The organism is Bifidobacterium canis, assembly GCF_009727065.1.
Taxonomy (GTDB): domain Bacteria; phylum Actinomycetota; class Actinomycetes; order Actinomycetales; family Bifidobacteriaceae; genus Bifidobacterium; species Bifidobacterium canis.
The window spans coordinates 1-25,521 of record NZ_WNLP01000012.1 but is presented as its reverse complement, the minus strand read 5'-3'; the positions used below and the strand labels follow the sequence as shown (position 1 = coordinate 25,521).

General features: G+C 58.4%; 21 protein-coding genes and 1 tRNA gene. 16 read left to right on the top strand and 6 right to left on the bottom strand.

Features of this window, described 5'->3' with window-relative positions; genetic code table 11:
• Positions 1-135: 135 nt before the first annotated feature.
• From GSD1FS_RS08975 to GSD1FS_RS08940, 8 genes are all read left to right on the top strand, one after another.
• Positions 136-1,026: an ABC transporter ATP-binding protein gene (locus GSD1FS_RS08975; RefSeq protein ID WP_155589302.1), complete on the top strand. Its 891-nt coding sequence runs from the start codon at positions 136-138 to the stop codon at positions 1,024-1,026.
• Positions 1,023-2,696: a transporter gene (locus tag GSD1FS_RS08970; RefSeq protein WP_246166182.1), complete on the top strand. Its 1,674-nt coding sequence runs from the start codon at positions 1,023-1,025 to the stop codon at positions 2,694-2,696. The genes GSD1FS_RS08975 and GSD1FS_RS08970 overlap by 4 nt, the downstream gene beginning before the upstream one ends.
• Before the next feature lie 55 nt (positions 2,697-2,751).
• On the top strand, positions 2,752-4,236 hold the full coding sequence (locus GSD1FS_RS08965; protein WP_155589301.1) for a D-alanyl-D-alanine carboxypeptidase/D-alanyl-D-alanine-endopeptidase: 1,485 nt from the start codon (positions 2,752-2,754) through the stop codon (positions 4,234-4,236).
• Between the two features lie 82 nt (positions 4,237-4,318).
• Positions 4,319-5,461: a tRNA lysidine(34) synthetase TilS gene (tilS, locus tag GSD1FS_RS08960; protein WP_155589300.1), complete on the top strand. Its 1,143-nt coding sequence runs from the start codon at positions 4,319-4,321 to the stop codon at positions 5,459-5,461.
• Entirely contained in the window at positions 5,424-5,987 is a 564-nt protein-coding gene (hpt, locus tag GSD1FS_RS08955) for a hypoxanthine phosphoribosyltransferase (protein ID WP_155589299.1), read from the top strand. Before tilS ends, hpt begins: the two co-directional genes overlap by 38 nt.
• Entirely contained in the window at positions 5,984-8,074 is a 2,091-nt protein-coding gene (gene ftsH / locus GSD1FS_RS08950; RefSeq protein WP_155589298.1) for an ATP-dependent zinc metalloprotease FtsH, read from the top strand. The genes hpt and ftsH overlap by 4 nt, the downstream gene beginning before the upstream one ends.
• A gap of 86 nt (positions 8,075-8,160) precedes the next feature.
• Positions 8,161-9,033: a diguanylate cyclase gene (locus GSD1FS_RS08945; RefSeq protein WP_155589297.1), complete on the top strand. Its 873-nt coding sequence runs from the start codon at positions 8,161-8,163 to the stop codon at positions 9,031-9,033.
• Positions 9,030-9,626 (top strand): DUF3180 domain-containing protein, encoded by a 597-nt coding sequence (locus GSD1FS_RS08940; protein WP_155589296.1) that lies wholly within the window; start codon positions 9,030-9,032, stop codon positions 9,624-9,626. The genes GSD1FS_RS08945 and GSD1FS_RS08940 overlap by 4 nt, the downstream gene beginning before the upstream one ends.
• A gap of 81 nt (positions 9,627-9,707) precedes the next feature.
• On the opposite strand, the gene GSD1FS_RS08935 is transcribed toward GSD1FS_RS08940, so the two are convergent.
• The 4 genes from GSD1FS_RS08935 to GSD1FS_RS08920 form a co-directional block, all read right to left on the bottom strand.
• The gene (locus GSD1FS_RS08935) at positions 9,708-10,613 is read right to left on the bottom strand and encodes an acyl-CoA thioesterase (protein WP_155589295.1); all 906 of its coding nucleotides are present in this window, start codon (positions 10,611-10,613) and stop codon (positions 9,708-9,710) included.
• A 229-nt stretch (positions 10,614-10,842) separates the two neighbouring features.
• Entirely contained in the window at positions 10,843-12,519 is a 1,677-nt protein-coding gene (gene ettA / locus GSD1FS_RS08930) for an energy-dependent translational throttle protein EttA (RefSeq protein ID WP_155589294.1), read from the bottom strand.
• A 90-nt stretch (positions 12,520-12,609) separates the two neighbouring features.
• Positions 12,610-13,038: a peptide deformylase gene (locus tag GSD1FS_RS08925; protein WP_155589293.1), complete on the bottom strand. Its 429-nt coding sequence runs from the start codon at positions 13,036-13,038 to the stop codon at positions 12,610-12,612.
• Between the two features lie 65 nt (positions 13,039-13,103).
• Positions 13,104-14,390, bottom strand: a complete 1,287-nt coding sequence (locus GSD1FS_RS08920; protein WP_155589292.1) for an O-acetylhomoserine aminocarboxypropyltransferase/cysteine synthase family protein — start codon at positions 14,388-14,390, stop codon at positions 13,104-13,106.
• Positions 14,391-14,683: 293 nt separating this feature from the next.
• On the opposite strand from GSD1FS_RS08920, the gene GSD1FS_RS08915 reads away from it, so the two are divergent.
• The 3 genes from GSD1FS_RS08915 (at position 14,684) to GSD1FS_RS08905 (ending at position 16,673) form a co-directional block, all read left to right on the top strand.
• Positions 14,684-15,322, top strand: coding sequence for an ECF transporter S component (locus GSD1FS_RS08915; protein ID WP_155589291.1), 639 nt, complete (start codon positions 14,684-14,686; stop codon positions 15,320-15,322).
• Positions 15,323-15,557: 235 nt separating this feature from the next.
• A complete protein-coding gene (locus GSD1FS_RS08910; RefSeq protein ID WP_155589290.1) occupies positions 15,558-16,508 on the top strand; it encodes an erythrocyte-binding protein in 951 nt (316 codons plus the stop codon).
• A gap of 91 nt (positions 16,509-16,599) precedes the next feature.
• Positions 16,600-16,673: transfer RNA gene (locus tag GSD1FS_RS08905), tRNA-Ile, on the top strand.
• Between the two features lie 220 nt (positions 16,674-16,893).
• On the opposite strand, the gene GSD1FS_RS08900 is transcribed toward GSD1FS_RS08905, so the two are convergent.
• Positions 16,894-17,763, bottom strand: a complete 870-nt coding sequence (locus GSD1FS_RS08900) for a hypothetical protein (protein ID WP_155589289.1) — start codon at positions 17,761-17,763, stop codon at positions 16,894-16,896.
• A gap of 376 nt (positions 17,764-18,139) precedes the next feature.
• Between GSD1FS_RS08900 and rpmE (GSD1FS_RS08895) the strand changes: the two genes are divergently transcribed.
• The 3 genes from rpmE (GSD1FS_RS08895) (at position 18,140) to GSD1FS_RS08885 (ending at position 21,783) form a co-directional block, all read left to right on the top strand.
• Positions 18,140-18,349 (top strand): 50S ribosomal protein L31, encoded by a 210-nt coding sequence (gene rpmE, locus GSD1FS_RS08895; protein WP_155589288.1) that lies wholly within the window; start codon positions 18,140-18,142, stop codon positions 18,347-18,349.
• A gap of 228 nt (positions 18,350-18,577) precedes the next feature.
• Positions 18,578-19,924 (top strand): xylose isomerase, encoded by a 1,347-nt coding sequence (gene xylA / locus GSD1FS_RS08890; RefSeq protein ID WP_155589287.1) that lies wholly within the window; start codon positions 18,578-18,580, stop codon positions 19,922-19,924.
• Between the two features lie 188 nt (positions 19,925-20,112).
• Positions 20,113-21,783 carry a glycoside hydrolase family 43 protein gene (locus GSD1FS_RS08885; RefSeq protein WP_155589286.1) on the top strand — a complete coding sequence of 557 codons (1,671 nt, stop codon included), beginning with the start codon at positions 20,113-20,115 and terminating at the stop codon, positions 21,781-21,783.
• Between the two features lie 615 nt (positions 21,784-22,398).
• Here GSD1FS_RS08885 and GSD1FS_RS08880 read toward each other — a convergent pair.
• The gene (locus tag GSD1FS_RS08880; protein WP_155589285.1) at positions 22,399-23,928 is read right to left on the bottom strand and encodes a xylulokinase; all 1,530 of its coding nucleotides are present in this window, start codon (positions 23,926-23,928) and stop codon (positions 22,399-22,401) included.
• Between the two features lie 150 nt (positions 23,929-24,078).
• Between GSD1FS_RS08880 and GSD1FS_RS08875 the strand changes: the two genes are divergently transcribed.
• Both GSD1FS_RS08875 and rpmE (GSD1FS_RS08870) read left to right on the top strand, forming a co-directional pair.
• Complete coding sequence (locus GSD1FS_RS08875) at positions 24,079-25,305, top strand: ROK family protein (protein ID WP_155589284.1); 1,227 nt, start codon at positions 24,079-24,081, stop codon at positions 25,303-25,305.
• 122 nt (positions 25,306-25,427) lie between these two features.
• A partial coding sequence (gene rpmE, locus GSD1FS_RS08870) for a 50S ribosomal protein L31 (RefSeq protein WP_155589283.1) occupies positions 25,428-25,521 on the top strand: 94 nt, incomplete at its 3' end.

Below are 25,521 nucleotides of genomic sequence, written 5' to 3'. Positions count from 1 at the left end.
ATCTTCCGTTTTATTTATGCTTTGCGTGGTGAATTTTCGACCAATAATATATATTGGTCGAAAACGTGAGGTGAAAAGGCTATTTCATGAGATTGAAAGGGCTGAACAGCCAACCTCTACCGTATATTTAGAGGCATGACACAACCCTTGCACCAGCCGAGCGTCCCGCCGGCTGCCTACCAGCCCGCAGCCGTGAACCCGACCATGGCGGTCTCCATTCGCGGCTTGTTCAAACGATATGACCAGAAAATCGCCGTCAACGGCCTCTCACTCGACATTCCCGTCGGCTCGTTCTACGGCCTCGTAGGCCCCAATGGTGCAGGCAAAACCACCACCATCAACATGATGACCGGCATGCTCAAACCCGATGCCGGCGTGGTGGCGATCCTTGGGCTCAACGTGTGGCAAGACGTCAACGCCGTCAAACGGCTGATCGGCCTGATGCCACAGCCCGACCAGATCTTCAGCAGTCTGACCGGCCGGCAGCTGCTGGTCTACTCCGGTATGCTGCGCGGCATGCCGCGAGCCGAGGTCGAATCACGCGCCAAAGACCTGTTGCAGGCCTTCGACCTGGTGGAGGCGGCCGACAAAGCCGTTTCCGAATATTCGTCCGGCATGACGAAGAAGATCTGCTTGGCGACGGCCATGATTCACAGCCCGCGCATTCTCGTGCTCGATGAGCCGTTCGAGGCGGTCGACCCGGTGTCGAGCGCCAACATCAAAGATATTCTTTCCGAATACGTGTCCACCGGCGGCACAGTGATCATCTCATCGCACGTCATGTCGATGGTACAACGCATGTGCACGCACGTCGCCGTCATCAACCATGGGCAGGTGGCCGCGGCGGGCACAGTCGAACAGGTGGCGGCAGGCGAAGACCTCGACGAACGCTTCCTGCAACTGGTCGGCGGGCGCCACGGCGCGATGCACCTCGACTGGCTCAACGGCGGCACCAGCCCGCAGCAGCCAGCGGATGCGCAACCTGCGCAGCCCCCGCGCACCCCGCAAGGCGGTGCACAGGCATGAGCGCTCCAACCTCACAACCAGCGGCGCCTAAACGCTCAGGCACCATCGCCACGATGGTCCGCCTGCGCTGGTCGCTCACGATGGCCGCCCTGCACAAAAGCGTGTGGCAGGTGGTCGGCTATGTGCTGGCGGCCGTCATGGCGGTCGGCATCTTCATCGGTGTCGCTGCAGCAGCCATCAGCTTCGTGTATGCCACGGCGCCATATGATTCAGGCTTCATAGACGGCTTGCACGCCACCATGGTGATCGGCGGCAGCATCGGCATTCTGTTCACGATGCTCATGCAACTGTTGCTCATCGGTGAATCCTCAACGATGAGCGCACAGAAATTCTCACTGTTCGGCATCCCCGACCGTACGCTCGTCGCAGGTCTCTACGCGGCCGCATTCACCGGCATTCCGGCGATCTGCGCATTGCTCTCACTGTTCGCCTGGAGCTACGTCTATTCACCGATGGGCGTCGCAGCGCTGCTCGCCGGCATTCTCTCCGCGATCCTCACCGTGGCGCTCGCCATGTGCTTCAGCAAGGCGGTGCTCTCGCTTGCCGGGCAGATCACGCGCACGAACTCGGGCAAGAACGCGCTGTATCTCATCGCCATGGTCGTGCTGATCGTCAGCGCGCAGCTTCCCAGCATCATCATGAATACGAGCACCGGCGACGACGGCTATACCTACAACATGGGCGCGCTCATGCGTGGCACCACGATCGCCGGCTGGCTGCCGTTCGGCTGGACGTTCGAACTGCCATTCGACGCATACTTCGGCAACTTCGGTGCACTGCTCACACGTGTCGCGCTCACGATCGCGTTCTGCGCGCTGTGCTACGCGTGCTCGGTGTGGTGCATCGCGCGCGAACGCCTGCAAGGTGAACCGCAGCAAAGCACGAAATCCGAGAAAACCATCGGCATGTTCGCCCGCGTGCCCGACAACGCGGCGGGCGCGATCTCCGCGCGCACATGGACGTTCCTGCGGCGCGACCCGCGTCAGGCGATCTCGTTCATTCTGCCGGTGCTGTTCATCGTCATCTTCCAATTGGAATCGCACGGCGAACCGATGGTCGTATGGCAGTGCCTGCTGTGGATGGGCATCATGCTGCTCATCGGCGAAAGCAACGGCCTCGCCTACGACGGCCGCGCATACGCGATGGAGCAGATCGCCGGCGTGCGCGGCAAAGATGATCGCTGGGGCAGAACGCGCGTCTACCTGATGATTTTCGTCGTCTATTATTTGCTCTCCGCCGCGCTCACATTTGCGCTGACCGGCGATTGGCGCACAGAATCAGGCATATTGCAAGGAACCGTGTGCTCAGTGGTCGGTTTCGGCGTTTCGCTGATCGCACTCGGTTGTGCGGAATTCTATTCGACGATTCTGCTCTACCCGGTGCCGTCGATAGAGAAACCGTTCTCGTCTCCGCAAGGCCGAGCCATGGCACAGGGATTCTTCCCATTCGCCTACATGCTTTCTTCCGTGCTGCTCGCCGCGCCGACATGGATCGCCGCGATCATCCTCGCGTTCACCAACTGGGGATTGTATTGGCTGCTGATGCCGATCGCACTCGCCAACGGCATAGGCATGCTCTGGCTTGGGGTATGGCTTGGCGGTAAGATGCTTGATGCGCGAGGATTGAAGATCTTGCAGACGCTCGACGATTTCGCCTCGCTGCAAAAGTAACACCAAGCTCGGCATATGCTCATATGCCGGGTGCACGGCGAGCGATGGAAGGCGCATGGACGATCTCAAGCCAGAGCTAACACGGCAAACGCGACGTGAGCTGACTCGGCAGGCTCACCGTATACGTAATCGACGTGTGTTGATAACCGCTATCAGTGTGCTCGTCACTGCGGCTTTGTGCACAGCATATGTGTGGGCGGATATACGAGATCTCGTGCCCGGAGTGCTCACGAACGCTCCGGTGAGCGTGCAGAATCAGCAATACGGCGGCAGGCTGATCTCGGCTTCCACGGCATTGACCGCCAACGCCGACACCTCCAAGACGATCGACAAGCAGAAGGCTGCGAAACTCATCGACACGTTGCGTTCGGTGGAAGGCGTTGGCTCCGACATCTCTGTGGTCATCGCGCAGGCCGACGGCACGGTGGCCGCCGAATACGCCGCCTCCGCCACACGCGAGCCCGCGTCGACGATGAAGACGCTGACGGCGCTGGCCGCCGCCTCGTCGCTTGACATGGGCACTACTTTGGCAACGCAAACGTTCCTGCTACAAAACGGCGGAACAAACACCGTGGTGCTCAAAGGCAACGGAGACATGCTGCTGTCGGCAGGTGAGAGTGACTCAAGCCACGTCAACGGACGCGCTGGATTGCTCACGCTCGCGAAATCCACTGCGCAGGCGTTGAAACAGCGCGGCATCTTGTCGGTTACGCTCGGCTATGACGATTCACTGTTCGGCACCGACCGCACGCCGAAGAATATAGAAGAGAATAATCCCGACAATTTGTATTACACACCGGTGTCTTCAATGGCGATCGACGGCGGACGGCAATGGAACGGTGCCGCACCAAGCGACCCGGATGTGTTCGAAACATACCCCACGCTGTCGCAAACCACCGCCACAGACGTAGTCTCCGCATTCCGTACGCTGCTCAAACAGCAGGGCATCACCATCGCCGACGGAAACGCGGCGCAGACTTCCGTGACCTCCGACCGCACGCCCATCGCACAGGTGGAATCCGCCCCGCTCAGCTCGGTCATGGCATTCATGCTGCGGCATTCCGACAACACGCTGGCGGAGGAGTTCGGCCGTCTGCTCGCATTGCACACCAAGCAAGGCAATTCGCCAACAGCCGCAACGGCAGCAGTGCGTGCGCAACTCGAGAAACTCGGCGTTGACGTGACCGGACTCACGATGGCGGATTGCTCAGGGCTCACACCCGGTTCTACGCTTACGGCGACGACGCTCGTGCAAGTGCAGGAGCGCAATCTGCAGGTCGGTGGCGCGGTGGCCGCCGCAGAAGGGTTGGCGATTCCCGGACTCGTCGGCACGGCGGCGAACCGTCTCGGTTCCGCGCAGGCTGCGGGACTTACGCGTGTGAAAACAGGCAATCTGCAAGCGGTGTCGTCGATGACCGGCAACGTGTCGCGCGAACACGGCGGTGTGGCGGCGTTCGCCGTCATCGTCAATAATCCGCAGGATTTCACGGCGACGAGATCCGCCATAGATACGTTCGTCGCGGGGCTCACCGCACTATAGCGAGTGAACATGGGTTTGCGACCAATATATATTGGTCGCAAGGAATCCGGCAAAAGTGCATAAGCAGGAAAGGAGCAGCGCAATGGCGTATTCGGCGGCGATGAAGGCGGCGATCGGCGCGCTGCGTCCCATGCTCGAAACGCACGGACTGGGCATGCAATCGCCGGAGTTCGCCAAACATGGCGAGCATAAGCCCGCGCAAGACGCCCCGTTGGTGTTCGTCGCCTGCTCGGGTGGTCGTGACTCGTTGGCGTTGGCCGCCTGCGCGCGCACGGTATGCTCGGCGTGGGGATTGCGTTGCGGCGCACTGATCGTAGATCATCATGTGCAAGACGGTTCTGAAGAAGTGGCACGTCAGGCAGCGCAATCATGCAACGCGTTAGGACTCGAGCCGGTCATGGTGATCAACGTCGATGTTCATGACGATGGCCAGGGACTCGAAGCGGCGGCGCGCACGGCGCGATATGCGGCGCTTGTGAAAACGGCGAAACTGTGGCGCGCGTCGGCGGTTCTGCTCGCACACACGAAAAACGATCAGGCGGAGACCGTGCTGATCGACCTGATTCGCGCGGCTGGAACCGACGCGTTCGCTGGCATGAGCGACGAGCAGTTGATCGACGGCGTGCTGTTCCTGCGTCCTTTTCTCACGATTTCGCGCGCGCAGACCACGCAGATATGCGAGGATGCAGAACTGCGTTACTGGGATGACCCCACAAACGGCGACGCCATTCCCACAGACACCGCGTTACCGCGCGACTATCCGTTGCGTTCGCGTATTCGACACGATCTCGTGCCATATCTGAGCGCGTTCGCCGGCTGCGATATCGTGGAGCGTCTCGCCAGCGTCACGCAGATCGTGCGCCGTGATGTGAGCGCACTGCAGGAGGAAGCTGAGCGAGCCTGCGCGCAGACCGTGGAATTCGAAAGCGGCATACCTGCGGCAGAGCAGCAGGTGAAACTGTTTGCCAATATCGACGCGCGCGCATTGGCGCAATACTCGGAGGCTATTCGCTACCGCGTGATCGCACAGACGTTGGCGCAATGCGGATTGCAGTTCGCGGCACGGCATGTGAGCGCCGTCGATCGTCTCGTTTCACAGTGGCACGGGCAGGGCAAAGTGTCACTTCCCAGCAAATATTCAGCAAAACGCAAGGCTCACGTCATTCGCATATGCGAAGATGTTAGCCATGCGAATCGTCGATGTGCAAAATCAAATCGATCATGAGCTGATCACTCATGACGAAATCGTCAAGAAAATAGAAGAGGTTGCCGCACAGGCAAGTGAGGACTACAAGAACACGGTTCCATTGGTGATCTGTGTGCTCAAGGGGGCGGCGAACACGATGACCTGCTTCGCGCAGGCCATGTCTATCAACGTCGAACTCGACTATATGAGCCTGTCTTCATATGGTGCGGGCACCTCGTCAAGCGGAACGATCACCGTTCGTCAGGATCTGAGCTGCGATGTGCGCGGGCGTGACGTGCTGATCGTCGAAGACATCATTGATTCCGGCCGCACGCTGCGCTGGCTGGTAGACGAATTGAATAAGCGTGGTGCGAAATCGGTGGAGATTTTCGCGCTACTCGAAAAACCAGCTCGACGGGTTGTCGATGTTGATGTGAAATATAAAGGATTCGAGATTCCCGACGAATTCGTGGTGGGCTTCGGCTTGGACTACGACGAGAAATACAGAAATCTAGACAGCATTGCCGTTTTGAAGCCTCAAGTGTATGAAGGAGCTGAGCAATGACGTTCCCGCAAGGGCCAAACAACAACGGGGGAGGGCGCGATAACCGCCCGAACCCGTTCAACCCGTTCGGTAACAATTCCAATAGGGATTCGAACAATTCGGGTTCCAACGGGCAACAGAAACCGTTCTGGCAGCGCCCGTGGCTGTACATCGTGCTGATCGTGCTGATCCTGTTCTTCATCTTCCAGATGTTCCTGGGCAGCAGCACGCAGACGATCAACACTCAGGATGGCATGAACATCCTGACCAATCAGGCTTCCGATGTGGAGTCGGTGACGATCGTCGACAACACCCAGCAGGTGCAGCTCAAGCTCAAGAACGACTACAAGAAGACCGACCCGACCACGAACCGTGAGCGCAACTACGGTAAAGACGTGCAGTTCTACTACACGACCGCGCAGCAGGCGCAGGTGGTGCGCGCGGTGGAGAAGGCCAACCCGTCCAACGGCTGGACCGCCACGATGCACAGCACCAGCATGTGGACCTACCTGCTGAGTTCCGTGGTACCGTTCCTGATCTTCTTCGCGTTGATCTGGTTCCTGATGAGCCGCATGAGCAGTTCCACCGGCGGCATGCTGGGCATGGGTGGCAAGAAGAACTCTGGCAAGCTCGCCGACGGCCAGATTCCGAAGACGAAGTTCGCTGACGTTGCAGGTGAGGAAGCCGCCGTTCAGGAGGTCGAAGAGATCAAGGACTTCCTGCAGGATCCGGCCAAATACAAGGCGCTCGGCGCTCGCATTCCGCGAGGCGTGCTGCTGTATGGCCCTCCTGGAACCGGTAAGACGTTGCTCGCCCGCGCCATCGCAGGCGAGGCCGGCGTGCCGTTCTACGCCATGGCGGGTTCGGACTTCGTCGAGATGTTCGTCGGCTTGGGTGCATCCCGTGTGCGTGACCTCTTCGATGAGGCAAAGAAGAACGCTCCGGCCATCATCTTCATCGATGAGATCGATGCCGTTGGCCGCAAGCGTGGTTCCGGCATGAGCGGTGGCCACGATGAACGCGAACAGACGTTGAACCAGCTGCTCGTTGAAATGGATGGTTTCGACAACGACACCCACCTGATCATCATCGCCGCCACGAACCGCCCGGACGTGCTCGATCCGGCACTGCTTCGCCCAGGCCGTTTCGACCGTCAGGTGGCAGTCGAGGCCCCTGATCTGGAAGGTCGCGAGGAGATCCTCAAGGTTCATGCGAAGGGCAAGCCGTTCGTGCCAGACATCGACCTGCATTCGGTGGCAGTGCGCACGCCGGGCTTCACTGGCGCGGATTTGGCGAACGTGCTCAATGAAGCCGCGTTGCTGTGCGCCCGCGTTGGTGCCCAGCTGATCGACAACCGTGCCATCGATGAGGCCATCGACCGCGTGATGAGCGGTCCGCGTCGTCGTTCCCGTGGCATGGCTCTCGACGAGTTGCGCAACACTGCATACCATGAGGGTGGGCACGCGCTCGTCGCTGCCGCCTTGCACAACACTGATCCGGTGACGAAGGTGACGATTCTGCCACGTGGTCGTGCACTTGGCTACACTGCCGTCATGCCGACTGAGGATCGCTATTCGCAGTCCCGCAACGAGCTGCTCGACCAGATGGCGTACGCAATGGGTGGCCGCACAGCCGAGGAGATCGTGTTCCACGATCCAACCACGGGCGCGTCCAACGATATCGAGAAGGCGACGAGTATCGCCCGCCAGATGGTCGGACTCTACGGCCTGTCGACCCAGCTCGGTGCCGTCAAGTGGCTTGACTCTGATGATGATCAAGGCCTCGATGGTCTGCGTCCGCGTGAATATTCGGATGCCACTGCGGAGATGATCGATGAGGAGGTTTTGAAGCTCATCGAAACCGCGCACACCGAGGCATGGCAGATTCTGACCGACAACCGTGAGATCCTCGACGAACTCGTCAGCCGTCTGCTCGTCAAGCAAACGCTCAACGAGAAGGAACTCAAGGAGATCTTCGCGAACATCAAGATGGCTCCGGAACGCGAGGTCTGGTTGAGCAACCCGAACTGCCCGGATTCCGACAAGCCTCCGGTGCCGATTCCGGAAGCGTTGAAGAAGTCCGCCGGTCTGCCTCAACAGCAGCTCTGACACCGTGGGAGGTCTGGCATTCGCCAGACCTCCTGCCGTATTGGTTCGCAATGAGCACATAGCACGCATATCGTGGAAAGCATCGAATGACTGAATTGACTTGCACTGGTATTCACCTCGGCTCTGGCGCTGAAGGAACCGAGGAGATCGACGTCGACCTGCGCTGGAGCACGCGGCAAGGAGTCGGTTCGCGTATTCAAGCCGTTGCCGAATACGCGCGATCGATAGGCCAAACGTTGCGCGGTGAGCCTCTTGACGAGCTGGCGGAGGCGATCGCCACGAGGTTGTGCGGGCAATTCGACATTGATGGCATGACCGTCACCGTGCGCGAGCGTCTGCTCGGTGAGGGAAGAATGTTCGACGAGGCGAGCGCCAGCACCACATTCGAACGCAATTCGGCGGTTTCGAATCCGGATCGCCAGCCACAACGGGGGAGCGGCACGCCGCGCGGCGAAGGTGCACCCTTCGAAGCGGTCGGCGTCGATCCGGTGTTCCACGACGTCGTGGTATCACTGCAAAGCCCGATGCCGAATGCAGACAGGCTGTTCCAGGAAGTGATCGTCACCATCGACGGCATTCCCGGCAACCAGGTCAACGGCGTCTCGCCGTTGTATTTCGTCAGTTCGCTCGATGGCTCCGATTCGAAGGCCGCCGTCATGAAAATAAGCACGGCCATGCCCATCAATCAGCTCGGGCAGGTGCTCACCGCATTGCAGAACACGCATGAGGGGGCGTTGACGTTGCAGATCGTGGCGGTCAGCGACAGTGGTGACGAATCGTTCACCAGCGTTGGCGATGATCCGCAATCGCTCGGCGCAGCCGTGCTGGGACCGTGGAACGACATGGATCCCGATGCCCGGCTGGACGGCGACCCGCTCGCATACCTGTTTGCAATGACGTCTGACAGCACGCAAGTCGGCGTGGAATCCGACCGTTGGCTGATGGGAGGACTGGCATGAAAGCTCGTCGAACCCGTTGGTGGGTTTATCTGATCGCTGCCGCCGTTGGGTTGCTCGCAGGCATGGGCATCGCTTACCTCGAAGAGACGCACGGTTTGGGGATTGCCGGTGTGCCGTGGATCGCCAGCGCCGTCATGGTTGTGGTCGGCTTCATCGTGCTGTATTTGGCGTGGCAGGTGCACAAATACACGACGACCGACCCGCAGAAACGTGCCCAATTGAAGCCGCTCGACCCCGAGCGCGCCGTCAACACGCTGATCATCTCAAAAGCGCTTGCCATCGCCGGAGCATTGCTCGCCGGCTGGTATGGCGGGCAGATTCTGATGCTCTACGACCGTTTTGAAGCACCGTTCTACAGGCGCGTCGTCATCGAGTGCATCATCGCCACCATCGCCAGCCTGATCGACATGGTGCTTGGCATCATCAGCGAAGGACTGTGCCAACTGCCTCCGAACATGGGGCCGGAGAATCCCGAGATGATTCGCAAACGCCGTCAGAAGAAAATGGCGAGCTGTTCGAATAATACTACGATGCACGCCGGCGACGCCGGCGCGTCATCCGAAGCTGGTAAATGGAGCAAGCCCTGCAACTAAGCGCGCCAGCGTCACACGACAGCAAGGTATGCAAAATGCGCCGCCTACAAATAGGCGGCGCATTTGCTATACGATTATGTGTCAGTGCTGTTCGGGAATGCGAACCATTACTTCCTGCACCATGCATGCCACAAGATCACCATCCTGCGAATATACCTTCGCAGTCGACAAGCCACGGCCGTGAGCCGCCGTCGGCGTATCTTGCACATACAGATGCCACTTCGTCACATCGATGTCGCGATACCACCACATCGAATGATCGATCGAAGCGAACGAAATGCCCGGAGTCATCACCGTGAGTCCCGCTCGGCGCAGAATCGGTTCGAGCATCACCTGATCGCAACCAAGCGCCAGCAGTGCGCGGTGGAAGGTCTGCGACACGTCAATATCGCCATTCGCACGCATCCACAGCAACTGCCTGCCATCATCGTGAGCGGCGCTCTCCTTGTCGGGGCCGAGCATGATCGGCTTGGAAATATAGCGAATATCGAACGGCGAATTCTGCGCATAATACTTCGCGAACGCCGACTGATCGGCATATGGTTTCATCATGTCGATCGAACTGGTCAGCGACTCCGGTTCAGGAATATCGGTGGGCATGGGGTCGGCGAACTCAACGCCGGACTGCCCCTGCGTCTGGAAACTGGCGATCGCCGTCAGAATCGAACCATGCGATTGCGTCACGTTCACGCGGCGTGCCGAGAACGAGTGGCCGTCGCGCAGATTCTCCACGTCGAACAACAGGTCCTGATGAATGTCGCCGGGGGCGATGAAGTAGCCGTGAATCGAATCCGGCAGACGATCTTCGGGAACGGTCTTCGAAGCGGCGATCAACGACTGCGAGATGACCTGACCTCCATACACGCGACCAGTGGGGAAATACATGCTCTCGCCATTAATATACGTGTGATTGCGGTATGTCGACGGATTGCCCAAAGTCAGCACGTCAACAATACGCTGAATCGGAGTCTTGGTGTCATCTGTCATGGTCGACGATCCTTTCACATTCACGCTGCACCGGCTACGTAATCAACACTGTTTTGCAATCTAGCAAGAGCATGTTAAGAGCGAGTCAAAACATTATGCGCAGCGAGGCAATGCGCGCGCACGGAGAAGATACAGAAGATAGGCACGCAAATGAAAATGCCAGCGGCGTTCGGGGGAGAACCTCAAGTCTCCGTTGAACGCCGCTGGCATTCTCAGCAACTGGAACGAACTAGCGCGTCAGCTTGCGGTGCAAACGGTGCGGACGAGCCGCCTCCTCACCCAAGCGAGCGATTTTGTTCTCCTGGTATGCCTGGAAGTTTCCTTCGAACCAATACCAGTTGGCAGGGTTCTCGTCGGTGCCCTCCCATGCGAGGATGTGCGTGGCGATGCGGTCGAGGAACCAACGGTCGTGGGAAATCACCACAGCGCAGCCCGGGAACTCGATCAACGCGTTTTCAAGCGATTCGAGCGTCTCGACGTCCAGATCGTTCGTCGGTTCGTCGAGCAGCAGCAGGTTGCCGCCCTGCTTCAACGTGAGCGCAAGGTTCAAACGGTTGCGCTCGCCGCCGGAGAGCACGCCGGTGAGCTTCTGCTGGTCGGAACCCTTGAAGCCGAAGCTCGCCACATATGCGCGCGTCGGCACTTCCACGCCACCGACCTCGATGAAGTCGTTGCCGTCAGACACCGCCTCCCACAGGTTCTTGTTCGGGTCAAGACCCTCGCGGTTCTGGTCGACATAGCTGATCTTCACGGTGTCGCCGATCTTCAGGCTGCCACCGGAAAGCGGCTCCAAACCGACGATCGTCTTGAACAGCGTGGACTTGCCGACGCCGTTCGGGCCGATCACGCCGACGATGCCGTTGCGCGGCAGTGTGAAGCTCAGGTCGTCGATGAGCACGCGGTCGCCGAACGCCTTGTGAATGTGCTCGGCCTCGAGAACCGTGGAGCCCAGGCGTGGTCCCGGTGGAATCTGAATCTCGGAGAAGTCGAGCTTCTTGGAATTGCGTGCTTCCTGCTCCATCTGGTCGTAACGCTCCAGACGGGCCTTGTTCTTGGCCTGACGAGCCTTCGGCGAGGAACGCACCCAGTCGAGCTCGTTCTTCAGGCGCTTGGCGAGCTTGGCGTCTTTGGCGCCCTGGATCTCCATACGCTTCGCCTTCGTCTCCAAATACGTGGAGTAGTTGCCCTTGTATGGGTAGAGCTGGCCGCGATCCACCTCGCAGATCCATTCAGCCACGTTATCCATGAAGTAACGGTCGTGTGTGACGGCGATGACCGCGCCCGGGTACTGGTGCAGGAACTTCTCCAGCCACAGGATCGACTCGGCATCCAAATGGTTGGTAGGCTCGTCGAGCAGCAGCAGATCCGGTGCCTCGAGCAGCAGCTTGCACAGTGCCACGCGGCGGCGCTCGCCACCGGAGCACACGGAAACCGGGGTGTCGGGGTCAGGGCACTGCAACGCGTCCATCGCCTGATCGAGCTGCGAGTCGAGATCCCAGCCGTTCGCAGCGTCGATCTCGGTCTGCAGCTTGCCCATCTCCTCCATCAGCGAGTCGAAGTCGGCATCTGGATTCGCCATCTCCTCACCGATCTCGTTGAAGCGTTCGACCTTGGCGGCGATGTCGCCGAACGCCATTTTGATGTTCTCGCCAACCGTCTTGCTCTCATCCAGCGGCGGCTCCTGCTGCAGAATACCGACCGTGTAGCCCGGGGTCAGCGTCGCCTCGCCATTGCTCACCGTGTCGAGACCGGCCATGATTTTGAGCAACGTGGACTTACCCATGCCGTTCGGGCCCACCACGCCGATTTTCGCACCCGGCAGGAAGCTCAGCGTGACGTTGTCGAGGATGACTCGATCGCCGTAAGCTTTGCGGGCGTTGATCATCTGATAAATAAACTCAGCCAACTTGATTCCGTTCTGTTTCGAATATGCGCGTCATAACTGCGCGTTCAAGTGCACACCTATTATTCCAAAAGAGGTCTACAGGTGCTTGGCTCAGATGATGATGCCGTCGCAATGATCGATTTCATGCTGAATGATCTGCGCGGTGAACCCGGTGAACGTGGCATGCTGAGCACGGCCGCGGCGTGTGATGTAGTCGACTTCGATGCGTTCGAACCGTTGCACTGGGCGCTCGCCATCAAGCGACAGACATCCTTCCGTGGTGTCGTATGAACCGCTTGTGGCGGTGATGCGTGGGTTGAACATCACTGTGATCGCACCGCCGAGATCAGCGTCGACAAAGGCAATGATGCGCCTATGCTCGCCGATCATGTTGGCCGCCATGCCCACGCAATCATCGCGGTTCGCAGCCAACGTGTCTTTGAGATCCTGCGCGATCGCGGAATCAAGCGGATCGGAGGGATCGGCGTCGGGGGAAGGTTGCCGTAGAAACTCGATGTTCTTCATGATCTCTCTGCGCATACCAATCGAGTATAGCGGAGCGCGGGCGAGCCGACACCGGTGTGCCTGCTCGCCCGCGCGAAATATCACTCACCGAACACAGTGTCGAGCGCCTGCTTCAAATCGGCGATGATATCGTCAGCGTTCTCAATGCCGCAGCTCAAGCGAACCAAATCAATGCCGACGCCCGCCTCTTCGAGCTGCTGCTCGGTGAGCTGGCGATGCGTCGTGCCGGCGGGGTAGAGCGTGCAACTGCGCGCGTCGGCGACATGCGTGGCGATCGAAATCATCTTGAGATGATCGAGGAACGACGCGACCTTCTCACGACCGCCCGGCACGCCGAACGAGATCACGCCGCACGTGCCGTTCGGCATGTATTTTTCAGCCAGCGCATGGTACTTGTCACCGGGCAAACCGGGGAAGCTCACCCAGGAGATGCGCGGATCCGACTGCAGGAACTGTGCCACCTTCAACGCGTTCTCACAGTGGCGTTGCATGCGCACGCCGAGCGACTCCAAATGCATGCCCATGATCCACGAGTTGATCGGCGCCGGCGTGGAGCCGAAATCACGCATCAGCTGCGCCGTCGCCTTCGTGATGAATGCGGCCTTGCCGAAGTCTTTCGCATAGGTGACGCCGTGGTAGGAATCGTCGGGCGTGCACATGCCGGGGAACTTGTTCGCGTGCGCCATCCAATCGAAGTTGCCCGAGTCCACGATCGCACCGCCCACGCAGGAGCCGTGGCCGTCCATATATTTCGTGGTCGCGTGCGTCACGATGTCGACGCCGTATTCGAACGGACGGCAATTGATCGGCGTCGGGAACGTGTTGTCGACGATCAACGGCACACCGTGACGGTGCGCCGCGCCCGCGAATTTCTCGAAATCGAGCACGATCAGCGCAGGGTTCGAAATGGACTCGCCGAACACCGCCTTCGTGTTCGGCTGGAACGCAGCCTCGAGCTCTTCATCGGAACAGTCGGGGTTCACGAACGTGCAGGTGATGCCCATTTTGCGCATCGTCACGTTGATCAGGTTGAACGTGCCGCCGTAGATGGCGCTCGATGCGACAATGTGATCTCCCTCGTTGCAGATGTTGAACAGCGCGAAGAAGTTCGCCGCCTGACCGGAAGACGTGAGCATCGCAGCCACGCCACCCTCCATCTCGCAGATCTTCGCAGCCACCGTGTCGTTGGTGGGATTCTGCAGACGCGTGTAGAAATAACCGCTTTCCGACAGATCGAACAGGCGACTCATCTGCTCGCTCGACGTGTATTTGAACGTCGTCGCCTGAATGATCGGCGGCGTGCGCGACTCGCCGTTGCCCGGCTGGTAGCCGCCCTGAACGCAGATCGTATCTACATGCTCGCTCATGGTTCCTCCCATATGCTCGTGGTTGCCGTGCTGTGACCGCAGTGTGCACAGCGTATGCTTCGTGCAACACCGTAGCAAACGTGCATTGCGTGCCAGCGCAACGTTCCAATGTGCGAAAACGTGCGTGTTTTTGTTCCGCCGAGTTTTCATATTTTTCTCATATTTGAACATATATGCGCAGTTTTCGAATAGTGGATGTTACTATGAGCAAGGCGCATCCGCCCGGGCTGCACAGGTCAAGATGCGTCGCAGTGATTTTTCTGTGTGCAGCAGTGGAAAAAGAAGGAGCACCCATGTCACAGGGTCTTACGCAAACACAACAACGAACACATTCGCGATTCCGCTGGAGGCCGGCGGATATCGCACTCGGAGCAGCGCTAGGGGTCGGTTGCGGCCTTGTGTTCTGGGGCTTGAACTTCGCCTACATGCCGATTTCCTCGGTGCTTGGTTCCATTTTGCCGGGCATCGCGAGCGTTCTGCACGCGGTCTGGTATTTCTCCGGCACGCTCGCACTGCTGATTCTGCGCAAGCCGGGCGCCGCAGTGTATGTGAATGTGGTGGGCAGTGCCGTCGAAATGTTGCTGGGCAATAATTTCGCGTTCACTTTTGTGTTCATCTCCGCCATTTTGCAAGGATTGTTTGCGGAGCTGCCGTTCGCGGTGACGCGATATCGCGTGTTCAATCTGCCGATGGCGGTGCTGTCGGGGCTGTGCACGGCGCTGGAATACGGGTTCTACCTGCTGTTCTTCAGGTATCAGGGCGTCGCGCTGTTCAGCCCGCGCGGCATCGTGCACATCATCAGCGAACTGGTCGGCGGCGCATTGATCGCCGGCGTATTCAGCTGGTTCCTGTTCGTAGCGATCGCGAAAACGGGGGCGCTCGACCATTTCGCCTCCGGCCGCGCGATTCGCGCGGACGCCGCTTCGCAGTGAATCTGCAGGCTCGGCATCTGAACAAATAATCAACTAGATATTTGTTCGTATTGTGTATAAACAGCCGCTCGGTGGGGCGGCTGTTTGCTTTGGGAGGGGCGGTTCGTAGAATAATCACTCATAACATACGCTGACGCGCTGATATTGGTGTCGAAATGCGAACAATGATGCTTACTGTTTGGACGACAACAGATATACCAGCATTCACTGTGAGAGAACGGAATGCGGCGTCAGCATGCGGCGAACATGCAGAACGGTGACGCCGAACAACAGCGAGGAAGAGAACGTGGACAATAATTCGACCATGGTTGCGAACGGCGGAGAGACCGGAACGCAAACCGAACTCATCAATCCTACTGAAATCGCGTCAATGGGGCGCAAGCCACCGACTTCGCATCGCAAGCCTTCCGGCGACGACGAGCACGCGTTCTACAAACGACTCGTCATTATCTCCGTCGTCATGCTCGCAATATTCGCCGTGCTCATCACGGTGATCGTAGGAATCGACCGTCACCACCAGTCGGTGATCTCAGAAAAACGTTCAACATGTGAGCAGTCAGTCACCAAGCTCGATGACAAAGTTGCGGCATACCGTGATCTCGTGGGCGCAGATGCCGCCGTCGCCAACACCGTCAGCGACATCGACGTCAAGGACTCCGCCGTGGTCAAGCAGCTCGACGCGCAACTGTCCGCCGAAGTGCCGGCTACGGTGAACTGCGATGTGGCAAGCGCGGCAGACCTCGACAACCGCATCGCGCAGGCAGCCGAAGCATCGACTTGGTATGACGAGCACACGGTGTCACTGAAGAACGCGATCGACGAAGTGAACATGTCGCGTGAGCTCAAGCAAGTCGATGACGCGCACGATTCGCTGGAGACGTTGCTGCGCGATGCGAGCAATGTGCTGAACTCCGCAAAAGGTCACGTGACGAGCGAAAACGTGTGGAACGACCTGTCTAAGCTCATCGGCGAAGGCTCGGCGATGGCATCCGAGGAGGATCTGACGAAGATCAACAGCTACGTCGACGATCTCAACGTGAAGATCAACGAAGTCAAGCAGTCGAACGAAGAGAAGCTGCGTCAGGAAGAGCAGGAGAAGGCGGACGCGGCCAAACGCGCGGCTGAACAGAAGGCCGCGCAGGAAAAGGTTGCGCAAGAAAAAGCGAAGCAGGAGAAGAAAAGGTAAGGCTGCGCTGTCTGTTCCCATGCAGTGTGTCTGTGCAGTCGCGGGCGATTTATAATCTAGACAAGTTGCTTCGCACACCTGCGTTCAACATGGGGCCTTAGCTCAGTCGGTTAGAGCATCGGACTCATAATCCGCCGGTCCAGGGTTCAAGCCCCTGAGGCCCCACTACAATAAACCCGCCATTTCGGCGGGTTTTGCATATCCGTGGTCGGGTTTTCATCGATGCCGGCTGGCCGCGATCGATATATTTGCTGGCGGGGATATAAAACTCGCATAGCGCCAAGTATCTCAAAACTATTTTCGTTGGAAAATAGCGGGTTTTTATAATTCGTATACATGCGTGTAAGCGAGTTTTATATCCCGCCAGCAAAATCGGTGAGCGAGTCTACTCGTCGGGGTTGGTGTAGGCGCCGGAAGAGATGGTAGCGCAGTCATCTGCAGGCTGTTCGTCGTCATAGTGCTTTGACGGGATCCGGTCGGGCTGGAACACCAGTTGCCCTTGCGTGAACAGGCATGCGTCATATGCGCGCTTTTGCCGCACAAACGCGATCTGCCGCAGTGCTTGCGTCTTGGGTGGGCAGTCGCGCATCACTTGCAGGTCATCCTCAAGTTTGTCGAGCTCATCGTTCGACATCAAATTGATGTTGCGCCCCTGCCAGCAGTCGGCGTTGTGCAGCGAATACTTGACTCTGTTGATATGTTCGCGATACATGTCTTCGATGATCTGCGCGCCGATCTTATTGACATCGGTGTTGCGAATGGTTTTGTGCAGTTGAGCTTCCTCGTCAATCGATCTGCCGAATAGCGCCTTGCACCAGTTGCGGAACGCGTCTATGCTCACGCCGAGTTTGTTGACGCCCAGTTTTTCGAGTTCGGTGCACGGCTTGGACTTGCGCTGGCATGCTTCCTTGCACAGTCGCATCTCATACGCGATGTTATGCGGATTGTCTGCCTTCGCGCTGTCGTTGGTATAGAACGAGACGGGCGCGCCCTGCAGAATCTTCTGCACAGACTGTGTACTTGCCGTCAGATCTTTTGAGATGCGGATCGCATTGGCGGGCGCATTGAAGAAGAAGATGTCTGCTAAGCGCAGGTTGTCGTCGCAGATCTGGTTCAATGTGCGCAGAATAATCAGGATTGCGGCCACGTCGAGTGGGGCCGTGCCGTCTTCTATCATTTGGAGGGCTTCGTCGCCCCAATTCGCGCCGTATGCGCGGGTGTAGCGGAGAAAAGTGTCTGCGCTGACTCCGTGCATGCTGAGATAGTGCTGCAAAAATCCCCAACTACACAATTTATATTTTGTGTATACATAGTTCAACAATAAATCTTTTCGTATTATTTATGTTGGTTTGAACTTATGTTTTTACAACGCGCTGAGAGCGCAAGGAAATTGAAAACTATACTAAATATGGGGACTGGTGGGAATTTCACCGATGCGGCCAAATGGTTGAGCGAAATTGTGATTGTGCGGAATATTGCACGGGAGAGTGATGTTGTGCACAGTGGCGAGCTTCGAATCGGTAGCGGTTCGGACTTGCTGCGAGTTCGGTTTCGAACCCGTACGCATAAATCCGGTTCACCTCTTGTGTGAACGAGAGGATCCGGGTCCCCCGTATCTTTAGGAGACTGGTATGCAGCAGGGTATTCATCCTGATTATCATAAGGTGACTGTGACGTGCTCGTGTGGCAACACGTTCGTGACTCGTTCGACGTATAAGGGCGATCATATGAGTGTGGATGTGTGCTCGAAGTGCCATCCGTTCTACACGGGCAAGCAGAAGATTCTCGACACGGGCGGCCGTGTGGCACGCTTCGAGAAGCGCTACGGCAAGAAGAACTGACTGTAGCTGACTGCTCTTATTTTGCTTAAAGGAGGCGTCGATCCATATGGATCGACGCCTCCTTGTTTTGCGAGGTTCAAAAACGACACGCTATAGTTAATTCGTTTGACAAAGATAGTGTTTTCGTTTTACTATGTTCTTGCGAACGAAAAGAAGTTCGGATGGAACGCTCGACAACGAGTGGAGCGAACGCAAAGAAACATTGCAAGTGATTGCAAAGGAGTAGTCATGGCAGATCTGTGGAACATCGACAAGATCGAATACGTTGGCCGTCACAAGGGCCTGCAGGAAGGTCTTGGATTCCAGTATTACGATGCCGACAAGGTTGTCGCCGGCAAGAAGATGAAGGACTGGCTGCGCTTCGGCGTCGCATGGTGGCACACCTTCGATCAGGAACTGGTCGACCCGTTCGGCACCGGCACCGCACAGCGTCCGTGGGACGGCAAGTATGCCGATCCAATGGACAACGCGCTCGCCAAGGTCGACTACGCCTTCGAGTTCTTCACCAAGCTCGGTGCGGAATACTTCTGCTTCCACGATCGCGACATCGCTCCGGAAGGCGATACGCTGCGTGAGACCAACGCCAACCTCGACCGCGTTGTCGACAAGATCGAGGAGAACATGAAGGCCACTGGCGTCAAGCTGCTGTGGAACACCTCCTCGCTGTTCACCAACCCGCGCTTCGTCGAAGGCGCCAGCACCTCGCCGTCCGCCGACGTCTATGCCTATGCCGCCGGCCAGCTCAAGCACTCGCTGGAGATCGGCAAGCGCCTCAATGGTGAGAACTACGTGTTCTGGGGTGGCCGCGAAGGCTATGAGAACCTGTGGGTCACCAACATGAAGCGTGAGCAGGAGCACATGGCGAAGTTCTTCCACATGTGCGCTGACTATGCCAAGGAAATCGGCATGCACGCACAGTTCCTGATCGAGCCGAAGGCCAAGGAGCCGATGACCCATCAGTATGACTTCGATGCGGCAACCGCATGCAACTTCCTGCGCGCATACGACCTGATGGACGTGTTCAAGCTCAACCTCGAAGGCAACCACGCCAACCTCGCAGGCCACACCTACCAGCACGAGATCCGTGTCGCCCGTGACAACGGCGTGCTCGGCTCGCTCGACGCCAACCAGGGCGACAAGCTGCTCGGCTGGGATCTCGACGAGTTCCCGACCGACCTCTACGAGACCTCCGCGGTCATGTGGGAAGTGCTCGACGAAGGTCAGATCGGCCCTCACGGTGGCCTGAACTTCGACGCCAAGCCGCGTCGTTCCTCCTTCAGCGCCGAAGACCTGTTCCGCGCCCACATCGCCGGCATGGACTCCTATGCGGCGGGTCTGCTCATCGCAGACAAGATGCATCAAGACAAGTACATCGAGAACCTCGTGGCCAACCGCTACAGCTCCTTCGACTCCGGCATCGGCAAGACCGTCGAAGACGGCACCGCGACGCTCGCATCGCTCAGCGACTACGCGATCGACAAGCCGCAGTCCGAGCTCATCGCGTCCACGCACCCGGATCACCTCGAAGACGTCAAGGCGACGATCAACAACTACATGATCGACGCTCTGGCCTAGGCCTGATTCGATGAACGCTTGTTAGCCCAGCCGTAGCCGCTTGTGTGCTCCGTTGCGGCACGGCTGAGCCAACAACACACTCTTTCCTTCCTTTCCTTTTCCTCAGCGAATGCGGTTCCGGTTCCATTTTCCAGCCGGAACCGCATTCGTGTATATGCAAGCAATGCCAAAAGCAGGGAGTCCAGCCCATGATGATCGCCAATCCTGCGCTTCGCGGCTTCTACGCGGATCCGTCGATGATTCGCGTAGGCAGCACCTATTATTGCGCCAATTCCACGTTCGAATGGTGGCCGGGCGTCGCCCTGCACGAATCGCAGGATCTCGTGCATTGGGAACAGCTGCCGTCGCCGCTCACCAGAGTCAGCCAGCTCGACATGCGCGGCAACATGGCGTCAGGCGGCATCTGGGCGCCCGACCTTTCGTATGCGGATGGCAAATTCTGGCTCGTCTACACCGATGTCAAAGGAGTCGCCGGTCCATACACCGATGTTGTGAACTACTTGGTCACCGCGCCCGATATTCGCGGGCCGTGGAGCGAGCCGACGATGCTCGACGGCGTGGGCTTCGACGCGAGCCTGTTCCATGATGACGACGGGCGCAAATACCTGCTTCAACAAACCGGCGACATGCGCGAATACCGCAACTCGTTCAACGGCATCACACTCACCGAACTCGACGCGCAGACGCTGACGCTCAAACCGGAGACGATGCGCACCATCTGGCAAGGCACGGCAGTGAAGCTCGTCGAAGGACCGCATCTTTACAAGATCAGCGGCTGGTATTACTTGTTCTGTGCGGAAGGTGGCACGGTGTGGGCGCATCAGGAGTCGGTGGCACGCTCGCGCACCATCGACGGGCCGTACGAAACGATGCCGAACAATCCGCTCATCTCCAATTACGGCACGCCTAGCAGCCCGCTGCAAAAACAAGGGCACGGCTCGTTGTTCAACACCCCGCAAGGAGAGTGGTATTACGCATCGCTGTGCGGCAGGCCATGGCATCACGCCGACGAGGCCATTCACGACAACCGCGGATATTGCACGCTCGGACGCGAAACTTCGATTCAAAAGATCTACTGGGACGACGACGGCTGGCCACGCGTCGACGGTGGGGTGGCTGGTCGGTTGTATGTGCCTGCGCCAGGCGAGCTGAACGAACCACCGGCAGACGACGCCGACCCCCAAGACCTTGCATCTCGCGGCATCATCAGTATTCCCGATCACAGTGCGTACGACGACTTCGAAGGCACACAGCTCGATATCAGCTGGAACACGCAGCGCGTACCGTTCGACTCGCACATGGGCGCTGTGGGAGGCGGTTCGCTGACGCTGATAGGGCAGGGGTCGCTATGCGACGATTTCAATCTTTCCCTTGTCGCCCGCCGCTGGCGCGCCTTCGATTTCGACGCGAGCACGCGCGTTCGCTTCAACCCCGCCCACTATTCGCAGATGGCCGGGCTGACCAACTTCTATTCAACGAAGTTCTGGTCATGGGCATATGTGACGTGGGATGAGCAGCGCCGTTCGCGCGTGCTGGAAGTGGCGCAACGCGACGGCGAAGACTATGCCCACTTCCTGCGTGACAACGCGCCGATCGTGCCCGATGACGTGGAATGGATCTGGTTGCGCACCAAAGTTCGCACAAGCACATACACCTACGAATACTCGTTCGATGGAGAAACATGGCAAGAGTTGCCGGTGACGCTCGACGCTGCAGTATTGAGCGACGATCACGTGATGCAGCGCTATCGCGGATTCTTCACTGGAGCATTCACTGGCATGGCATGCGTAGACATGACCCGCTTCGGCAAAGAGGCGGTATTCGACTTTTTCGACTACCGCGAATTGCAGGCGGACTAAGACTTGGATGCGCGCTGAGTCGAGTGCCGTGCCTATTTGCTGCTTTGCCACTCGGATTTGCCGTTTATATTTATAAATTTGCTGTTTTACTTATGATTTGACCGCTCGCCGACGTCGACTGACGCGTTCTGTGGTCATGTTGCCTGAGACGCTTATATGACTTGCCCACAGAGCATGCGGATATATGGTCATGTTGTCTGCGATGTCTATACAGCTTGACCGATTCCCAGACCACTTGAGGTCATGTTGTCTGCGATGTTTATACGACTTGAACACGGACCATGCTGATTATGGTCAAGTTGTCGTATTTGCATAGTCAACACGGCTATTAGAGACGCGAAAACAGTCATATTGTCGCATCGGCATAGACAACATGACATACGCAGTATGTGGATGGCCATATTGTCTACGCTGCTTATGCGACTTGACTAGAAGCAACATGGTTTATGGTCAAGTTGTCAAAATTCCATAGATGATTTGACCATAAACGTTGCATGGAATGGTCATGTTGTCGTGATTCTATAGGCAACTTGGCCGTGGATGGTATGAAAATGGTCGGGTTGCCTAGGAAATCCAGACAACCCGACCATTAGCGCATATGGCGCGGGACGCATGCTAGTTGCGCGCTTTGGCATAGGCGGCATACACGCTGTCGTCAGGAGCGCCGGTCACCACCTCGTCGATCGACAACGGCCAATCAGGTGCCGCTTCATTGCCGGAAAGCACCCATGCGGCTTGACGGGCGGCACCGATCGCCACATATTCGTCGGTCGCAGGGCAAGTGATATCTATGCCGAGAACGCTTGGCGCCAACGTGCGTACCGCACGCGACTTGGCTCCACCGCCGATGAGCAGGATGCGATCGAGCTTGGCGCCCAGCGAGCGGATGATCTCCAGGCAATCGCGCTGCGAGCACAGCAGACCTTCAACGAAGGCGCGCGCGATATTCGGGCGCGTGGCGTTGCGCAATGTCATACCGGTGAGCGAAGCCGTTGCGTTTGGACGGTTCGGTGTGCGCTCGCCATCGAAATATGGCACTAGCGTGATGCCGCCCGCACCCGGATGCGACGACAGCGCCAAATCGGTGAGCTCGTCGTAATCGACTCCCAGAATCTCGCGTCCGGCATCGAGAATGCGCGAGGCGTTGATCGTGCAGGCGAGCGGCAGGAAGCGGCCGGTACAATCGGCGAAACCGGAAACCGAGCCGTCGAGGTCATACACCGGCTTCTCGCTGATGGCTGCCGCGACTCCGGAAGTGCCAAGAGACACAGAAACGTCGCCTACGGCCATGCCCAATCCGAGAGAAGCCATCGCGTTGTCGCCACCGCCAGGGCCTATGATGCAGCCGCCATCGACGTTACGGCCAGCAATATCGGGAGAAGCGGTGACCGGTGCCGCTTCACGAGGCTGCAATACGGTGGGCAGCACAATGTTCCGTGCGGCTTCGAGCAGTGCATCGGAAGGAGCGTCGGCGGCTTCCGATTGCAGTCCTCGTGCCAGCAAGTCAGTTCTGTATTCGTTGTTGGCTGCATCGAAATACAGGGTGCCGGAAGCGTCGGAACGGTCGGTGAACAGTTTGTCGAGGTGAGCGTCTTCGCCTTCGGCAACTGGGCCGAAGCCGGCGATGCGCCAGCTCAGCCAATCGTGAGGCAGGCAGACGGCCGCGATGCGTGTGGCGTTCTGCGGCTCATGCTCGCTCACCCAACGAATCTTCGTCAGCGTGTATGAGGCGACGGGGGAGGAGCCCACGGCGCGCACCCAGCGCACGATGCCGCGCGCATGCTGATCCTCCGGCTCGTCACCCTCGGCAGGGGCGGCGCCGAGTTCGTTGATGAGCTCCTCGGCCTGAGGTGCCGACGAAGTGTCGTTCCACAGCATCGCATCGCGGATCACGCGGCCTTGCTTGTCGAGCAGCACCATGCCATGCTGCTGGCCGCCCACGCTGATGGCCGCCACATCGTCGAGGCCACCGGCCTGCTTCGCGGCGTCGAGGAACGCCTCCCACCATGCTTCGGGGTTCACCGTGGAGCCATCGGGGTGCTTGGCCTGGCCGAAGCGCACGAGCGCGCCGGTCGCGGCATCGGTGATGCGGACTTTGCAGGATTGCGTGGAGGTATCAACGCCTGCCACCAGAATAGATGTCATATCAACTCCTTAGTCGACCGTCGCAACATCGACGTTGGGCGATCGACACAACCGTTATATAGTACGATGATTAAACTATATAGCATAGTGTAGCATAAAGCTAATTAGGTAAGCGATTTGAATAAGTGACGACGGGGTTTGAGGCATACCATGGCAGCTCTGAAACGAATCAACCAAGACGATCTGCGCAACCACAATCTATCGGTGGTGCTTTCGCAGATCCTACGTTCGGCAAATCCGTTGAGCCGTGCGGAATTGGCGAAATCCACGGGACTGACCAAGGCGACGATGTCGCTGTTGGTGTCGCTGCTCATCGATCATCGCGTGGTGAAGGAAGGCGTGCCGCTCGTGCAGGCGGTGTATGGGCGCCCCAGCACGCCGCTCATCATCAACGAAGGGCGTGTGTGCGGCATCGGCATGCAGATCAACACCGATGGCTACGGCTATGTGGTGCTCGATCTCGATGGTTCGACGATCGCCGAACGTTGGGTCGCCGCGGATCTGCACGACGCCCATGCCGACGAGATCTTCGGCGACCTCGACGCGATGCTGCTCGAACAGGAGAAGATTCTCCACGAGCAGGATTATGTGATCGCCGGTTCGGGGCTTGCATTGCCGGGCTTGGTGACCGATGACAGGCATTTGATCGTGGCTCGAAATCTTGGGTGGGAGAACATCGATCTGATGAAGTTCCCACTCGTGCAACGCCTCGACGTGGTTGCCGGCAACGAATCGAACATGGCCGCCATCGCGCACCTGCCGGGCTACGCTTCGCAGGCCAAAGGCGAAGGCATGGTGGGGCCTGACGGTTCGTTCATCTACATTTCGACAGACATCGGCATTGGCGGCGCCATTGTGCGTGACGGCAAAGTGGTGATCGGCAACAACGGATTCGCCGGTGAACTCGGCCACCTGTCGGTGCAAATGGATGGGCCGTTGTGCCATTGCGGTCGCCACGGGTGCTTGGAAGCCTATGCCGGCCGTCGCTCGATGGTGGAGAATTCCGGCATCGCGATGGGCGATGACGCCACCAGTCAGGAAGCACTCGAAGCGTTCGCCAAAGGCGTCGCCGACGGCGATCCGGTGATGCGCGAAGTGTATGAGAACGCATTCGATGCGATGGTGTCGACTATCGTCTCCGTGGTCAATCTGACCGATGTGTCAACCGTGATCATCGGCGGCTGCTGGTCACGCATGACGGCCGGTGAAATCGAACGCATGCGCATGCGCGTGCAGCAGGAGATCCTTTCGCGCGACAAGGTTGACATCAAGATCATGTGCACGCGAGACATGCGCCGCCCCGCGCTCATCGGTGCCGCGTTGGTCGGCCTGCGTCGTTTCGTCGACAATCCGCTGCACTACCTCGAGCAGCAGTGAGAACACAAGGGTAGTGGTGGCGTCCAGTATGCGCACTACGCTGATAACCGTTCAAAACTCCGGTTCACGCTTCGCCATAGGGGTGAAGCGATCCGGGTCCCCCGTATCTTTAGGAGACTGGTATGCAGCAGGGTATTCATCCTGATTATCATAAGGTGACTGTGACGTGCTCGTGTGGCAACACGTTCGTGACTCGTTCGACGTATAAGGGCGATC

Excerpts from the sequence above, each read along its gene's own strand:
- GSD1FS_RS08975 (WP_155589302.1), top strand. The coding sequence starts at position 136 with ATGACACAACCCTTGCACCAGCCGAGCGTCCCGCCGGCTGCCTACCAG.
- GSD1FS_RS08970 (WP_246166182.1), top strand. The coding sequence starts at position 1,023 with ATGAGCGCTCCAACCTCACAACCAGCGGCGCCTAAACGCTCAGGCACC.
- GSD1FS_RS08965 (WP_155589301.1), top strand. The coding sequence starts at position 2,752 with ATGGACGATCTCAAGCCAGAGCTAACACGGCAAACGCGACGTGAGCTG.
- tilS (WP_155589300.1), top strand. The coding sequence starts at position 4,319 with ATGGCGTATTCGGCGGCGATGAAGGCGGCGATCGGCGCGCTGCGTCCC.
- hpt (WP_155589299.1), top strand. The coding sequence starts at position 5,424 with ATGCGAATCGTCGATGTGCAAAATCAAATCGATCATGAGCTGATCACT.
- ftsH (WP_155589298.1), top strand. The coding sequence starts at position 5,984 with ATGACGTTCCCGCAAGGGCCAAACAACAACGGGGGAGGGCGCGATAAC.
- GSD1FS_RS08945 (WP_155589297.1), top strand. The coding sequence starts at position 8,161 with ATGACTGAATTGACTTGCACTGGTATTCACCTCGGCTCTGGCGCTGAA.
- GSD1FS_RS08940 (WP_155589296.1), top strand. The coding sequence starts at position 9,030 with ATGAAAGCTCGTCGAACCCGTTGGTGGGTTTATCTGATCGCTGCCGCC.
- GSD1FS_RS08935 (WP_155589295.1), bottom strand. The coding sequence starts at position 10,613 with ATGACAGATGACACCAAGACTCCGATTCAGCGTATTGTTGACGTGCTG.
- GSD1FS_RS08925 (WP_155589293.1), bottom strand. The coding sequence starts at position 13,038 with ATGCGCAGAGAGATCATGAAGAACATCGAGTTTCTACGGCAACCTTCC.
- GSD1FS_RS08920 (WP_155589292.1), bottom strand. The coding sequence starts at position 14,390 with ATGAGCGAGCATGTAGATACGATCTGCGTTCAGGGCGGCTACCAGCCG.
- GSD1FS_RS08915 (WP_155589291.1), top strand. The coding sequence starts at position 14,684 with ATGTCACAGGGTCTTACGCAAACACAACAACGAACACATTCGCGATTC.
- GSD1FS_RS08910 (WP_155589290.1), top strand. The coding sequence starts at position 15,558 with ATGCGGCGAACATGCAGAACGGTGACGCCGAACAACAGCGAGGAAGAG.
- GSD1FS_RS08900 (WP_155589289.1), bottom strand. The coding sequence starts at position 17,763 with ATGCACGGAGTCAGCGCAGACACTTTTCTCCGCTACACCCGCGCATAC.
- rpmE (WP_155589288.1), top strand. The coding sequence starts at position 18,140 with ATGCAGCAGGGTATTCATCCTGATTATCATAAGGTGACTGTGACGTGC.
- xylA (WP_155589287.1), top strand. The coding sequence starts at position 18,578 with ATGGCAGATCTGTGGAACATCGACAAGATCGAATACGTTGGCCGTCAC.
- GSD1FS_RS08885 (WP_155589286.1), top strand. The coding sequence starts at position 20,113 with ATGATGATCGCCAATCCTGCGCTTCGCGGCTTCTACGCGGATCCGTCG.
- GSD1FS_RS08880 (WP_155589285.1), bottom strand. The coding sequence starts at position 23,928 with ATGACATCTATTCTGGTGGCAGGCGTTGATACCTCCACGCAATCCTGC.
- GSD1FS_RS08875 (WP_155589284.1), top strand. The coding sequence starts at position 24,079 with ATGGCAGCTCTGAAACGAATCAACCAAGACGATCTGCGCAACCACAAT.